The following is a 14,086-nucleotide window of genomic DNA, read 5'->3' as shown; positions in this document are numbered from 1 at the left end:
TGGGGATGAAACACACAGGTCCGTTGGTCGGAGTGCGCGTAGTTGATCTGACGGCAATGGTCATGGGTCCCTACTGCACGCAGGTGATGGCCGACATGGGCGCGGATGTCATCAAGGTCGAGATCCCGGCGGGGGACAACACCCGTTACATCTCGGTGGGGCCCGAACCGGGCATGGGCGGCGTGTTCGTGAACGTGAACCGCGGCAAGCGCAGCGTGGTCCTCGACCTGCGAACCGATGACGACAAGCAGATCCTGCGCGAACTGATCGCGACGGCCGACGTCTTCATCCACTCGATGCGCGCGACGGCGATCGCCAAGCTCGGTTTCGACTACGAGGCGGTGGCCGCGATCAATCCGTCGATCATCTACACGAACTGCTACGGCTACGGCCGGGGCGGACCGGACGCGAATCTCACCGCCTACGACGACACCATCCAGGCCGAATGTGGTCTGCCGTACGCACAGGAACTGCTGACCGGCGAACCCAGCTATGTCGGCACGATCATCGCCGACAAGGTTGCGGGGATGACTGCCCTCTACGCCACCACGATGGCGCTGTTCCATCGGGAACGTACCGGCGAAGGTCAAGAGGTCGAGGTGGCGATGTTCGAGACGATGGCCGCCTTCATGCTGGTCGAACACGCCGGCGGTGCGATGTTCACACCGCCGATCGGACCGGCCGCCTATCACCGGGCCGTGTCACCGAATCGAAAGCCGTACCGCACCAAGGATGGACACATCTCGGCGCTGGTCTACAACGACAAGCAGTGGGACGCATTCATCGGCGCGGTCGCCCCCGACTGGGCCGGGGAGCACTTCGCCACCCTCGAGCAGCGGGCAGCCCGCATCAACGAGGTGTATTCGCTTCTGGGAGAGACATTTTCCGAACGCACCACCCAGGAGTGGCTCGACCTGCTGCGTTCCCTGGACGTTCCGGCGGCACCGGTCCGTTCCCTGGACGAGCTGTTCGACAATCCGCACCTGCAGGCGGTCGACTTCTTCGAAGAGGTCGATTCACCCTATGGCTCAGTACGTTTCCCCGGTCCGCCCACATGGTTCTCCCGAACGCCTGGACGGATCGACAGTGCGGCCCCCAGGCTCGGTGAGGACACCGACGCGGTCAAGGCCCAGTTGCGTTCGGACGAAGGGACATGGGCCTGATGGGAGATTCGGCGGCAATCGACCTCCGGCGATTCCTGCTCCCGGGCGATCGGATTGTCATCGGTCAGGCCTGTGGAGAACCCGCAACACTCATCGAAGCCCTCATCGAGCAGGGGCACGAGGTCGGTGGCCTGTCGGCGTTCATCTCGACCAGCTTCTCCGGACTCTTCACACCGGAAACAGCGAAGAGCTTCAGGCTGTCGAGTATGGGGGCGATGGGCTCGTTGCGGGCGATGAGCAAAGCCCATGAGCTGGACGTCGTTCCGTGCCACGTCGGCCAGATAGCACCCATGATCACGAGCGGCGACATGGCGTGCGACGTCGCGCTGATCCAGGTCAGTCCCGCCGATGCCGACGGCAACCACAGTCTCGGACTCATCAGTGACTACGTGCAGGCCGCGGTCGCCGCGGCGCGCGTGGTCATCGCCGAGGTGAATGACCAGGTGCCGTACACATTTGGCGAGACCATTCCCGCGTCCGCGATCGACTACGCCGTGTATGTCTCGCGACCGCCGGTGGAGGTGAGGTCGGCGCCGATCACCGACACCGACATGGCGATGGCACAACACGCGGCGGCGTTCATCGGCGACGGGGCGGTCATCCAGATGGGCATCGGAGCGGTGCCCGAGGTGATGTTGCGACTGCTGCGGGATCGCCGGGACCTCGGTGTGCACTCGGGCATGGTCGGCGACGGCCTGGTCGACCTCATCGATGCCGGCGCGGTCACCAACGCCCGCAAGCGAATTGATGCGGGTGTGAGTATCGCGGGTGCACTCATCGGTACCCGGCGCCTGTATGACTTCGCCCATCAGAACCCACAACTCCGGATGTGCAACACCGCCTACACGCATGAGGCGGCGGTGATGGCTCAGCTTGATGATCTGGTGACCATCAATTCTGCGCTGGAAGTGGATCTGACGGGTCAGATCAACGCCGAGCAGAGCGGCGCCGCCTATCTCGGCGGCACTGGCGGCCAACTCGATTTTGTTCGCGGGGGGGCGCGGTCCCCGGGAGGCCACGCGATCATCGCACTCCCGGCCACCGCGAAGAGGGGGACGATCAGCCGGATCACCACGCGTCTGTCGGGGCCGGTCACGACGCCACGCAGCGATGTCGACGTGATCGTCACCGAGTTCGGATCTGCTCAGCTGCGCGGCCAGAGCCTGGCCGAGCGCACCAAACGCCTTATCGCGATTGCACATCCGGACTTCCAGGAAGAACTCTCACGCGAGGCGCACGTCATCCAGCAGAGGGGATACTAGTGAGCGACGCCGTCCTGTTCGACGCCCGCGATGACGGGATCGCGATCATCACCATCAACCGCCCCGACAGCCGCAACTGTCTGTCAGTCGATGTCCGGGAAGGGCTGCGCGACGCGTGGGCCCGGTTCGAACGCGAGCCCGGGCTGCGCGTGGCCATCCTGACCGGTTCCGGCGAGACATTTTGTGCCGGTGGTGATCTCAAAGAGATGGTGTCGACGGGCATGGCCGTCCCGCCTCGCGACATGTTCGCCCTGCCCTACGACACCGTCGAACTGTCGAAGCCGACCATCGCCGCGGTCAACGGCTACGCCTTCGCCGGCGGATGGATGATCGCGCAGGCCTGCGACCTGTGCGTGGCGAGCACCACCGCCAAGTTCGCCGTCACCGAGGTGAAGGTCGGTCGGAGTTCGCCCTGGGCGTCACCGCTGATCCACATGATCCCGCAGCGGATCATGATGGAGATCCTGCTCACCGGGAAGCCGATCACCGCCCAGCGGGCGTATGAGATCGGCCTGGTCAATCGGATCGCCGAGCCAGAGTCCTTGCTGAGCAACGCAATTGACCTGGCAACCGAGATACTGGCCGGGGCGCCGTTGTCGGTGAAGGCGGCCAGGGACACGGTGATGCTCGCAACCGAGATGGGGCGTTCGGCGGCGTTGACGGCGGCCCGGGCCGCCGCCGAACACTGTTACAACAGTGCTGATGCCCAGGAGGGGCCCGCTGCGTTCGCGTACAAGCGAACCCCGGTCTGGACCGGCACCTAACCCGCCGACCGTGCCGAAAACACCGCCGAGCGTGTCGATCCGACCGTCGACCGTGCCGAAAATCCCAGGGCGTGAGCATTATTGGCACGCTCAACGGTATCGAGGGCACGCTCGGCGGTGGTGGCCGGAGACGTTCTGTACGTGGTGTATCCGATGTGCCGTCGAGCGTGCCGAACCGACCGTCGATCGTGCCGAAAATCCCAGGGCGTGAGCATTATTGGCACGCTCGGCGGTGATTAGGGCACGCTCGGCGGTGGTGGCCGGAGACGTTCTGTACGTGGTGTATCCGATGTGCCGTCGAGCGTGCCGATCCGACCGTCGATCGTGCCGAAGATCCCAGGGCGTGAGCATTATTGGCACGCTCAACGGTATCTAGGGCACGCTCGGCGGTCGATTCGGCACGGTCGACGGGTGGGGAGAGCTAGCGGGGAGTCGGGAGGAAGGGGATGAGACCCTCTTCCGGCTGGATCCCGAAGGACCGCAATGACATTGCCAGCATCGAATAGCAGCCGACGGTGAAGACGACGTCCATCATCTTCTGCTCGTCGAAGTCGTCGGCGAGGACCTTCCAGGTGTCGTCGGCGATCGCACCGTCGGTCAACAGTTCGTCGACGGAGGCCACAAGCGCTCGTTCGACGGGTGTCCATTCCGGTGCGTCCGGTCCGGCGGTCACACGACTGATCTCATCGGCGGTCAAGCCTGCACGTTCGGCCAAGACCACGTGCTGCGCCCACTCGTAGTCGCACCGCCGGATGTGGGCCACACGCAGGACCAGGAGTTCACGCTGGCGGACGGTCAGGGCCGACCCCGACAACAGGTGCTTGTTGAAAGTGAGGAAAGCCATTGCCAAAGATGGATAGCGGGCGAGTGTCCCGAGCAGGTTGTCGCCGGCCTGTCGTCCTTCTTCCGGTGCGGCACTGGCCACAGATGAGCGGAACCCGTCCACAAAGTTCTGCATCTCTGTGGACCAGTCGGCTCGCCTGGCGGGTTCGATTCGGGCTGAGGATGATTCGGCCACTAGGTGTTCCGCCCACCGTTGACGCCGATGATCTGACCCGTGATGTAGCCGGCTTCCTCGCTGATGAGGAACGCGCACGTGGCCGCGACATCTTCGGGCTGACCGATCCGGCCGACCGGGGTCTTCGCGACCTGTGCATCGACATCGACCATTCCGGAATCCACTGTCTGGCGAAGCATCGGGGTATCGATGAAGCCGGGCGGCACGGTGTTCACGGTGATTCCGCGCCTGCCGAATTCGAGCGCCAACACTTTTGTCAGACCCACCACGCCGGACTTGGCCGTCACGTAACCGGCCAGTCCGGGAGAACCACTGTGCACGCTGGACGACGAAATGTTGACGATGCGGCCCCAGCCCTCGTCGAGCATCTCCGGGATGACCGCCTGGCAACAATGGAACGTGCTCGTCAGGTTGAGGGCCAGGGCACGGTCCCAGATGTCGGGCGTGATGTCCAGGAATGGTCCGGCCAGTGTTCCGCCGGCGTTGTTCACCAGCACTGTGGGACGCCCCAGCGTGGCCTTGACCTCGGCGATGGCCGCATCGACGCGTGCGCGGTCGGTGACGTCAACCGTGAGTCCGATCGCCTTTCCGCCCGCCTTCTCGATGACGGCGGCCGCCTCGGCGACCGCCTCCGCGTTGATGTCGAAGATGGCGACCAGATTGCCGTCGGAAGCCAGGCGGGTTGCGATGGCGTTGCCGATACCGGAGGCTCCGCCGGTGACAATCGCTGTGCGGTCACTCATTTGATCTTCTCCTGACCTGCGACGGTGGAACGGTGCATGGTCCGCGGTTTGCTCCGGTCGAAGTCGCGAACGCGGTGGACCAGGCCGGTGTTGTCCCAGAGCACCGTGTCGCCCTCAGACCAACTGTGCTGACACACCAGATCCGGCGCGGTGATGCGCTGCTGCAGCTCTTTCAGCAGCGCGCGACCTTCGTCGATGTCCATGCCCACGATGTGTGATGCAGTTGCCCCCAGCACCAGCGAACGCCGCCCCGAGTCGTGTTCCCACACCAGCGGATGTTCGCGGACGGCGCGAGAGGCCCACTCGCTCAACTGTTCTGGTGTCGGGTCGGGATAGGTCAGCCGCTGGATGGCCTCGAAGGTGTGCACCACCCGCAGGCCGGCGAACCGTTCCTTCTCGTCATCGGTCAGGGCATCGTAGGCCGCGTAGGTGCTCGCAAACTCGGTCTCGCCACCTTCGGCAGAGGTCACCCGCGCGGTGAGCATCGAGGTCTTGGGCGCGATCTCGTCCAGCAGCCCGTCGATATGCCAAAAGCAGTTGCTGGCAAAGTATTCGGCGTTCGGGTTGCTGGGATCAAAGCTGATCTCCATCACTTCGGCGGTTTCCGGTGGCAGATGGGAGAAGTTGATCAGCTTTCCCAACTTCCGGCAGAAGTCGACCAGGGTCTGATCATCGGCGTCGAGTTCCGGGAACAGCAGGACGGAGTGGGTTTCCAGAGCCTCGGCGACCTGATCGGCCAAGTCGGGGTCATTGGACAGGCGGTCGACGTCGACATCCAGCAGTTTCGCTCCGACGCTGCTCGAAAGCCGTTCAACGGCAAGTGTGCTCATGATGCTCCTCCAGATGCGCTCTGTCACTTGCAGTCACGCGCCGTCACCACCCGGCGTGTAGCCGAGGATGCCTTTGATCTCCAGGTAGTCGCTGAAGCCGAACTCGCCCCACTCGCGTCCGTTGCCGCTCTTCTTGTATCCGCCGAAGGGAGCTGCGAAGTCGAATCCATCATTGATGGCCACAGAACCGGCCCGAATCCGACGGGCCACTGCACGTGCCTGTTCGAGGTCCTCACCTGCCACGAATCCGGCGAGACCGTATTCGGTGTCGTTGGCGATCTCGATGGCGTGGTCGATGCTGTCGTAACCCAGGATTGTCAGCACCGGGCCGAAGATCTCCTCGCGGGCAATGGTCATGTCGTTCTTGACATCGGCGAAAACTGTCGGCTGCACGTAGAAGCCCCTGTCGAGGCCGGCCGGGCGCCCGGGTCCGCCGGCCACGAGGGTGGCGCCGTCGTCGATGCCCTGCTGGATGAGGCTCTGGATCTTGTCGAACTGAGATTCTGTCACCACGGGCCCGATTGCCGAGTCGCCGTTAGGATCTCCGACCGAAACGGTCGATGCCGCAGCCTTCGCTGCAGTGATGGCCTCTTCCATTCGGGCTCCTGGTACGAGCATGCGTGAAGGCGCGCTACAGGTCTGTCCCGAGTTCATCATCATGGTGACAACACCTTTGCCTACGTTTTCGGCAAGCGCTGCGTCATCGAGAATGATGTTGGGTCCCTTGCCACCGAGCTCCTGGGTGACCCTCTTGACTCCGGCCGCAGCGTTCTTCGCGATGTCGATGCCGGCCCTGGTCGACCCGGTGAAAGAGATCATGTCTACGTCGGCATGACTCGACAGCGGTACACCCACGCCTGGTCCGTCGCCCTGCAGAAGGTTGAACACGCCTGCGGGGACACCTGCGGTCTCCAGAATCTCGGCAAAGATCTGGCCGGTGAAGGGAGATCGCTCGGACGGCTTGAGCACCATGGTGCAACCCGTCGCCAGCGCGGGGAACACCTTGACCGCGATAAGGTTCATCGGCCAATTCCAGGGCGTGATGAGAGCGCACACACCGATCGGTTCCTTGACGATCAGGGAACCGCCCCGCTGTTCCTCGAACGTGAAGTTCTTCAACACCTCGATGGCCGTGGATAGTTGGCCAGCACCGAGGTTCACCTGAAAGCCATTGGCAAGCTCCTTTGGTGCACCCATCTCCTCGGACAATGCGGCTCCGAGATCAGGCATGCGCTTCTGATATTCGGCGGCGATGTTCTCCAGCAGTGCGATCCGTTCGGCAACAGGCGTTGTCGACCAGGTGACAAAAGCCTTGCGCGCGGCGGCAACCGCCCGATCGACGTCACCGGCCGAGCCGGCAGCCACGGTGCCGGCCACTTCTTCGGTGGCGGGGTTGATGACGTCGAACGTTCCGGGCTGCGCCGGATCGACCCACTGGCCGTCGATGTAGAACTTCAGATACTCACGCATGACTGCCCCAATTCCTTTGTTGTGCCCTGCTGTAACTCACTGCTGACCCTCGGCGTACCAGGTGCGGAACTCGTCGTAGCTCGGCATCTCTTCGGAGTTCGCCTTCGGGTCGATGGCAACGTGGATGACACCGGTCTTGCCGCTGGCGAAGGCCCGTTTGATGGCGGGAGCGATGTCCGCGTCCTTCTCGACGTACTCGCCGTAGCAACCGAAGCCCTCGGCGACCTTGTCGAAGCGGGTGTCGGTACTCCAGTGCACGCCGGTCTCCCGGGAGTCATGACCGAAGGTGCGTTTGTAGACACCGACTTCCAGGCCCCAGGCGTAGTCGACTGCAACCACGCAGACCAATGGCAGTTTCAGCCGGGCAGCCGTTTCGAGTTCGGCGATATGGAACTGGAACGACGAGTCACCGGTGATGAGCATCATGGGCCGCTTGCCACCGTCGGCCACACCTGCGCCGACGGCGTAGGGCAGACCGGTTCCGAGATGCCCGAAGTTCTGGTTCCACATCACGTCATGGGGTTTGGCCTGCGAATAGGTCCACCCGAAGATCGTGGTGGCGCCGCCGTCGCGGACCATGATGCCGTCCGCCGGGAAGTCCTTGGTGGCCTCCACGATCAGCCGGGCCGGGTGCACCGGCGTCTGGCCCGAGGGTGCGGTCTCGGCGAGCTCCGCCAGTTGCGCGGCGTCGTCGGCGATCCACTGCGCCAGTTCCGGCGTGGCGGTCCGTGGTGAATCCTTCAGGGCGGCAACAAGCTGCGGAACCACGGCGCGGAGGTCACCGACCAGTGGGACGTCGATCGGCCGGTTCACGCCGATCGACGTCGGGTCCTGTTCGATGAGGATCCAGTGGCGGTTCTCCTCATTGGCCACCCAGTGCCGGCCGCGGCCGAAGTGGACCGGTTCTCCGAGTTCGGTTCCGATCGCGATGCACAGATCGGATTTGACGACGGCGTCCACCGCCGACTTGGAGAAGCCGTAGGGGAACGTGCGGTCTTCGAGTCCCTCGATGAACGAGGTGCCGCCGGATGTCTGGATCACCGGGCAGGCCATCAGATCGGCGAGTTCCTTGACCGATGCACCGGCACGGGAGGTGTGAACACCGTGTCCGACAAGAAGAATGGGCTGCTTCGCGGCACCGACGAGGCGGGCGGCCTCGTCGATCCAGTTCTGACCGGCGGTCTGGCCGACGAGACGGTATGCCGATGGTGGAAGCACCGGCTTGTCGTCGATGTCCTCGAGGATCACATGCTGCGGGTACTCGATGTACACCGGACCGGGGGTTCCCGACAGCGCCTTGCGGAGACCTTCGCGGATGATTTCGTCGGTCTGCTCGGCGTATTCGATACTGGCGCTGTACTTGACCGAGTTCTCGACAAGTGCTGCCTGCTTCACGAACTGAATGCGCCCGCGACGGACGCGCTGTTCGGTGATCCGCGCCCGCTGGCCGCCGAGGAAGATGACGGGGGAGTTCTCGACCTTGGCACACATGATGGCGCCGGCCAGGTTGGCCAGGCCGGGGCCGAGCGTGCCGATGCAGACGGCGGCCTTGCCGGTCATGCGGGAGACGGCTTCGGCCATGAAGCCGGCTGATTCCTCGTGGTGCGGGGCAACAACATTCCAGCCGCGCTCTTCGGCGAGCTGGAACAGGTGAACGAAGTTGGGATCAGGGATGCCGAAAAGCGTGTTGATGCCCTCGGCCTCGAAGAGGTCGAGAATTCGTTCGTAGACCTTAACTGACACGTGCGCTGCCCTCCATGGCTGTTGTGAAGCTCTTCGTGATGTGCTCGATGTGACCGGACGGAACCACCGGCAGAATCCAGGGGTTGTCGGTGTCGCGGATGGTGGCGATCTGTTCGCCGACCTCCTCGATCGTCCAGGACGGTTGATAGACGCCGGGAGTCTCCGCGACAAACGCCCGCGCGATCCGGCCGGCGATGGCGACGAGCATTTCACCTGTGATCGAACATGATTCGTGTGCGAGCCAACCCACCGCGGGGGCGGTGAGCTCGGGACCCATCGGGGGATAGGCCGAGGTGTCCAGACCTTCGGCGAGCCGGGTCAGGGCGGCGGGCACGATGACGTTCGCTTTCACGCCGTGCTCGTCACCCTCGAGCGCCGCGACATTCGAGAGCCCGATGATCCCGGCCTTGGCCGAACCGTAGTTGGCGACGTTCTTGTTGCCGTAGATCCCGCCGATGGACGAGGTCAGGACGATACGTCCGTAGCCTGCTTCGCACATCAGCGGAAATGCCGGTCGTACAACGTGGAACGCGCCGCGCAGGTGGACGTCGAGGACGGCATCGAAGTCGTCGTAGGACATCTCCGCCAGTGGCGCGTAGCGATTGTTGCCGGCGTTGTGGATGAGGATGTCGATCTTGCCGTAGGCGTCGACGGCGGCCTCGATGATCGCGCGCCCGCCCTCGGCGGTGGCCACCGAGTCGGTGTTGGCGATGGCCTCGCCGCCGGCAGCCCGGATCTCGGAGACAACGTCTTCGGCCGGATCGGCGGTGGTTCCTTCTCCGCTGATGCTGCTACCGGGGTCGTTCACCACCACCTTCGCGCCCAGCGACGCCAGGAGCAGTGCGTACTGCCGGCCCAATCCGCGACCGGCGCCGGTGATCACGGCAACCCGGTTGTCGAATCTGAGTTCGGTGCTCACTTGTCCAGGACCAGCCCTTCGAGTTCGCCGGTGGCGCGCCACCCTTCGAGCAGTTCGGTGAGTTCGTAGAAGCCGCCCCAGAACGGATCACCGAGGAAGGAGCGCCCGTTCGGCTCACCCTCGCTGTTGTAGTAGCCCGGTGTGCATTCGCTGGTGAACGTACTGTTGTCCACCGAGTGCTGCCGAACCGTCTGCACCCAGCCCTCTTCGGCTTCCGGGGTCGGCTCCACGTACGTGACGCCGCGTTCGGACGCCTCCTTGATGATGTACGCGATGTGATCGGCCTGCTGCTCATACATCAGCGTGGTGGCAGCGGTGACGCCACCTTGGATGAAGCCGGTGGCGAAGTGATTCGGGAAGCCGTTGGCCATGATGCCGTGTAGGGTGCGGAAACCCTTGCCCCAGTGGTCATACAGCGAGGTGCCGTTGGTCCCGGCAAACGGTGCGATGTCGTACTGCCGGTCGAGGGCTGTGGTGATCTCGAACCCGCTGGCGAAGACGATGCAGTCGAACTCGTGCTCGACGCCGTCAACCATGATGCCCTTCTCGGTGATGCGCTCGACGCCCTTGGTCTCCGACACATCGATCAGGGTGACGTTGTCGCGGTTGAAGGTCGGCAGGTACTCGTCGTTGAAGACCGGGCGCTTGCACATGTTGCGGTAGTAGGGCTTCAGTGCCTCGGCGGTCGTCGGATCCTCGACGATGGATTCGACGCGTTGCCGCAGCCGTTCCATCGCCTTGTAGTCCTCGTCCTCCTTGAGTTCCATGAACGTCGCCGGGTCGGCCAGGGCGGCCCAGCCCTCGAAGTTCTCGGTGGCGTTCAGTTTCGCGGCCAGGTTGCGGGAGACCTCGGTCCAGCCGTCGCAGATGAGGTCCGGCTCGCCGGGGCTGTAGAACGCGAAGGCCGCGTTGTGGAAGTTGCGCTGACGCGCTGCCCGCCAACCGGGTTCGAGGCTCTTGACCCATTCGGGATCGGTGGGGTAGTTGGCCCGCTCGAAGATGTACGACGGAGTCCGCTGGAAGACGGTAAGATGCTTCGCGCCCTTGGCCAGATGTGGAATCGCCTGGATACCACTGGATCCGGTGCCGATGACGGCGATCTTCTTGTCCGCGATCTTGTCGAGCCCGCCATGCAGATTGCCACCGGTGTAGTCGTAGTCCCAGCGGGCGGTGTGGAAGGTATGGCCTTTGTAATCCTTGATGCCCGGGATACCAGGGAGTTTCGGACGGTTGTACGGGCCCTGGCACATGACCACGAAGCGGGCACGGACCTCGTCGCCCCGGTTGGTCTTGATCTGCCAGCGGTTGATCTCGTTGTCCCACTGCAGCGACTGGATCAGGGTGTGGAAGATCGCGTGGTCGTAGAGGTTGAAATGCTTGCCGATGCGCTGGGCGTGCTCGAAGCACTCGTCGCCCTTGGAGAACTTCTCCTTCGGCATGTACCCGGTCTCCTCGAGCAGCGGGAGGTAACAATAAGCGTCGGAATCGATTTGGATCCCGGGGTAACGGTTCCAGTACCAGACACCGCCGAAGTCGCCGCCGAGCTCGATGATCTTGAAATCGGTGACACCGGACTCCTGGAGTCGGTGTGCGGCGATCAGTCCCGCGAGACCGCCTCCGAGGACCACCACCTCGATCTCGTCGGTGATCGGTTCACGAGGCACCACCGGCATGTGCGGATCACCCTCGTAGAAGTCCGCGAACTCGCCTTCGGCCTCCAGGTACTGCTGCTGTCCTTCGGGACGCAGGCGCCTGTCGCGCTCGAAGAGGTACTTTTCCCGCAAGGCCACTTTGTCGACGTCGGGGGTCTGCGTAGGTTCGCAGTTCTGCTGCATTCTGATTCCTTGATCGGTGATGACTGGTAGTCGTGTGAGGCGGGGTCAGGCGAGATCTCTGGGTGCGCCGGTTCCCATGTATTTCGCGAGATTGTGGTGCAGGTTGACGATGCTGCGCTCGCGGTACGGATTGGGTTTCGGGCCCGAGAATCCGCGTGACTTGATGCCCTTCTGCATGGCGGCCATGTTGACAAAATCCTGTGGCAGCACGGTGCGCCAGCCCGGATCGTCCACGGGCGCGTACTCCCACTTCGTCTCCGGCTCTTCACCTTCGGGGAACAGTTCGTAGACGGCGGCCTCGAAGATGCACTTGTCGGGGTCGTCGCCGTACGGGCGCGCACTGTAGCAGAGCATGTTGTTCAGGGCGTGTCCGATCTGGAAGTTCGGGAAGATCTGCCACGCGGTGCCGCTCTTGGCGACGATCTCGGGCGGGACGGTCGGCCAGACCACGCCACGCTCGGCGTCATCTCTGCGTGCCGACGCCAGCCAGTGGGCCAGTACCTCACCGGGCGGAGTGCCTTCGGGCAGCTCGTCGATCAGTCGCTGAGCGGCGTCGACAAGCGTCCGGGTGGTGTTGGTGTTGGCGTTCTCCCAGGTGAAGTTCTGGAGGTCGATGGTCGAGATGCGCGCATCCGGGCCCTCACCGACACGGAGCTTGGCCTGGTTCTCGTCCATACCCTTAGGGGCGTCGTACCCGATGTTGCTGTGCTTGCCCTGTGCGCGTGACCACCCGAGGAAGGTGCCGTACGCGCGGAACTCGGGGTGGGTGTAGGGGACGTGATAGGTCTCCATGAAAGCCTCGAGCGCGATCTTCCAGTTGCAGTCGAAGACAAGCCATTTGCGCCACCGGTACCGCATGTTCTGCAGCTGGAACGGCTCGAGCAGCGACGCTGCCGGCTCCAGGTAGTCCCGTAGCGGCTCGCTGTTGGGGTCCATGTTGATCCAGACCCAGCCGCCCCATGTGTCGACCTTGACAGGCGTGAGCCGTGTCCTCTTTTCGGTCAAGCCGGTTGGCCAGTCCTCTTTTTCGGCGGCCCAGACGTTCTTGCCCTCGAGGTCGTAGGTCCAGCCGTGGAAGCCGCAGACGAATGTCCGGCAGTGCCCACGTGTTTCGCGCTCACCGGCCGGTGTATCGACGAGCCGGCGGCCGCGGTGTGAGCAGACGTTGTGGTATGCGCTGATCGTGTCGGGACCAGTGCGGGTGATGATGATCGAGTCGTCGCCGATGTCATAGGTGAGGTAGTCGCCTACCTTGGGAATTTCTTCCACCCGGCCGACCTGTTGCCACACCTTGGACCAGAGTTTGTCGCCTTCGGCCAGGGCATATTCCTTGGAGGTGTATGCCTCCACGCCGATGGTCAGCGGCGTGGTCGGGGGTTCATCGGCTGTGCTCGTAACCGCTTTCCGGATGTTGTCGACTGTGTCGGTCATGACATTCTCCTTAAAAGTGTGGTGCCGTTGACTTTTTGGATCACTGCGTCATGGCTGCGCGGAAGCCCTCGTCCTTGAGGAACAGGGACGTGTGGTCAGAGCCCATGTGCGTCCACTTGAGGTTCAGGCCCCCATCGACGAGGAGGGTCTGCCCGGTGATGTAGCTCGAGAGGTCGGACAAGAGGAACAAGATGGCGCCGGCCTGTTCCTCCGGTCGGCCCCGGCGGCCCATCGCGATCGCACGCCGGTCGCGTTCGGGGTCGGCGTCGACGTACATCTGCGAAGCCGGTGTGGCGGTGACCCCGGGGGCGATGGTGTTGACCCGGATGTTGTCGGTGGCCAGTTCGACGGCCATCGTCCGGGTCGCCGCCACCAGTGCGGCCTTCGCCGTTCCGTATCCGATGTGGAAAGGCGCGGTGTTCATTCCGCTGATCGAGGAGATCGACACGATAGATCCCGGCAGATCCCGTGACTTGAGTTCGGCGGCGACCGCCTGGCTCATGAAGAACATCGTCTCGAGGTTCTGGGTGAACAGTTCCCGCCAATCCGAGCGGGTCACCCGGGTGGCCGGCATCCACGTGGCCGGAGCGGCACCGCCCGCGACGTTCACCAGGCCATAGAGTGTCCCGTCGGTGTTGCGGGCGACCTCCATCACGGTGGCGATGCCGTCGTCGGTCGCCGCGTCTGCGGCGACCGGCACAACCGAGAGTCCTTCACCCACAAGCGGATCGATGTGTGTCTTGAGGTTGTCCTTGGATCGGCTCACCGCGATGACCGTCGCTCCGGCCCGGGCTATCAGGGCCACGACGGAGGTCCCGATACCGCCACCGGCGGCGCCGGAGACGATGATGATCCGGCCGGTCAGATCGACGAGCCCGTTGGGATCGGCAGGAGTGGTGGACATCGGC

12 protein-coding genes are annotated in these 14,086 nt (G+C 63.8%); 3 read left to right on the top strand and 9 right to left on the bottom strand.

Features of this window, described 5'->3' with window-relative positions; genetic code table 11:
- The first annotated feature begins 5 nt into the window (after positions 1-5).
- From VIQ49_RS09535 to VIQ49_RS09525, 3 genes are read left to right on the top strand one after another with little or no spacing between them, the layout of a single operon-like run.
- Complete coding sequence (locus VIQ49_RS09535; RefSeq protein ID WP_331883690.1) at positions 6-1,163, top strand: CoA transferase; 1,158 nt, start codon at positions 6-8, stop codon at positions 1,161-1,163.
- On the top strand, positions 1,163-2,425 hold the full coding sequence (locus tag VIQ49_RS09530; protein WP_331883687.1) for an acetyl-CoA hydrolase/transferase family protein: 1,263 nt from the start codon (positions 1,163-1,165) through the stop codon (positions 2,423-2,425). Before VIQ49_RS09535 ends, VIQ49_RS09530 begins: the two co-directional genes overlap by 1 nt.
- Positions 2,425-3,189, top strand: coding sequence for an enoyl-CoA hydratase/isomerase family protein (locus VIQ49_RS09525; protein ID WP_331883684.1), 765 nt, complete (start codon positions 2,425-2,427; stop codon positions 3,187-3,189). The genes VIQ49_RS09530 and VIQ49_RS09525 overlap by 1 nt, the downstream gene beginning before the upstream one ends.
- 421 nt (positions 3,190-3,610) lie before the next feature.
- Here VIQ49_RS09525 and VIQ49_RS09520 read toward each other — a convergent pair whose 3' ends face one another.
- From VIQ49_RS09520 to VIQ49_RS09480, 9 genes are read right to left on the bottom strand one after another with little or no spacing between them, the layout of a single operon-like run.
- Positions 3,611-4,147: a carboxymuconolactone decarboxylase family protein gene (locus tag VIQ49_RS09520; protein WP_331883682.1), complete on the bottom strand. Its 537-nt coding sequence runs from the start codon at positions 4,145-4,147 to the stop codon at positions 3,611-3,613.
- A gap of 59 nt (positions 4,148-4,206) precedes the next feature.
- Entirely contained in the window at positions 4,207-4,950 is a 744-nt protein-coding gene (locus VIQ49_RS09515) for an SDR family NAD(P)-dependent oxidoreductase (protein WP_331883680.1), read from the bottom strand.
- Complete coding sequence (locus VIQ49_RS09510) at positions 4,947-5,780, bottom strand: TauD/TfdA family dioxygenase (RefSeq protein ID WP_331883678.1); 834 nt, start codon at positions 5,778-5,780, stop codon at positions 4,947-4,949. Before VIQ49_RS09510 ends, VIQ49_RS09515 begins: the two co-directional genes overlap by 4 nt.
- Before the next feature lie 33 nt (positions 5,781-5,813).
- The gene (locus tag VIQ49_RS09505) at positions 5,814-7,250 is read right to left on the bottom strand and encodes an aldehyde dehydrogenase family protein (RefSeq protein WP_331883676.1); all 1,437 of its coding nucleotides are present in this window, start codon (positions 7,248-7,250) and stop codon (positions 5,814-5,816) included.
- Between the two features lie 36 nt (positions 7,251-7,286).
- On the bottom strand, positions 7,287-8,993 hold the full coding sequence (locus VIQ49_RS09500) for a thiamine pyrophosphate-binding protein (protein ID WP_331883673.1): 1,707 nt from the start codon (positions 8,991-8,993) through the stop codon (positions 7,287-7,289).
- Positions 8,983-9,912, bottom strand: a complete 930-nt coding sequence (locus VIQ49_RS09495) for an SDR family NAD(P)-dependent oxidoreductase (RefSeq protein ID WP_331883670.1) — start codon at positions 9,910-9,912, stop codon at positions 8,983-8,985. Before VIQ49_RS09495 ends, VIQ49_RS09500 begins: the two co-directional genes overlap by 11 nt.
- Positions 9,909-11,747, bottom strand: a complete 1,839-nt coding sequence (locus VIQ49_RS09490; RefSeq protein ID WP_331883668.1) for an NAD(P)/FAD-dependent oxidoreductase — start codon at positions 11,745-11,747, stop codon at positions 9,909-9,911. The genes VIQ49_RS09495 and VIQ49_RS09490 overlap by 4 nt, the downstream gene beginning before the upstream one ends.
- Before the next feature lie 45 nt (positions 11,748-11,792).
- Positions 11,793-13,178, bottom strand: a complete 1,386-nt coding sequence (locus tag VIQ49_RS09485) for an aromatic ring-hydroxylating dioxygenase subunit alpha (protein ID WP_331883665.1) — start codon at positions 13,176-13,178, stop codon at positions 11,793-11,795.
- A gap of 40 nt (positions 13,179-13,218) precedes the next feature.
- The gene (locus VIQ49_RS09480) at positions 13,219-14,082 is read right to left on the bottom strand and encodes an SDR family oxidoreductase (RefSeq protein ID WP_331883663.1); all 864 of its coding nucleotides are present in this window, start codon (positions 14,080-14,082) and stop codon (positions 13,219-13,221) included.
- Positions 14,083-14,086 lie beyond the last annotated feature (4 nt).

It is taken from the genome of Williamsia sp. (assembly GCF_036566845.1).
Taxonomy (GTDB): Bacteria; Actinomycetota; Actinomycetes; order Mycobacteriales; family Mycobacteriaceae; genus Williamsia.
This window is presented reverse-complemented; position numbering and strand designations above follow the sequence as displayed.

What these genes read in the sequence shown, in the direction of transcription:
- VIQ49_RS09535 (WP_331883690.1), top strand. Translation starts at nt 6, where the DNA reads ATGAAACACACAGGTCCGTTGGTCGGAGTGCGCGTAGTTGATCTGACG.
- VIQ49_RS09530 (WP_331883687.1), top strand. Translation starts at nt 1,163, where the DNA reads ATGGGAGATTCGGCGGCAATCGACCTCCGGCGATTCCTGCTCCCGGGC.
- VIQ49_RS09520 (WP_331883682.1), bottom strand. Translation starts at nt 4,147, where the DNA reads ATGCAGAACTTTGTGGACGGGTTCCGCTCATCTGTGGCCAGTGCCGCA.
- VIQ49_RS09515 (WP_331883680.1), bottom strand. Translation starts at nt 4,950, where the DNA reads ATGAGTGACCGCACAGCGATTGTCACCGGCGGAGCCTCCGGTATCGGC.
- VIQ49_RS09510 (WP_331883678.1), bottom strand. Translation starts at nt 5,780, where the DNA reads ATGAGCACACTTGCCGTTGAACGGCTTTCGAGCAGCGTCGGAGCGAAA.
- VIQ49_RS09505 (WP_331883676.1), bottom strand. Translation starts at nt 7,250, where the DNA reads ATGCGTGAGTATCTGAAGTTCTACATCGACGGCCAGTGGGTCGATCCG.
- VIQ49_RS09490 (WP_331883668.1), bottom strand. Translation starts at nt 11,747, where the DNA reads ATGCAGCAGAACTGCGAACCTACGCAGACCCCCGACGTCGACAAAGTG.
- VIQ49_RS09485 (WP_331883665.1), bottom strand. Translation starts at nt 13,178, where the DNA reads ATGACCGACACAGTCGACAACATCCGGAAAGCGGTTACGAGCACAGCC.
- VIQ49_RS09480 (WP_331883663.1), bottom strand. Translation starts at nt 14,082, where the DNA reads ATGTCCACCACTCCTGCCGATCCCAACGGGCTCGTCGATCTGACCGGC.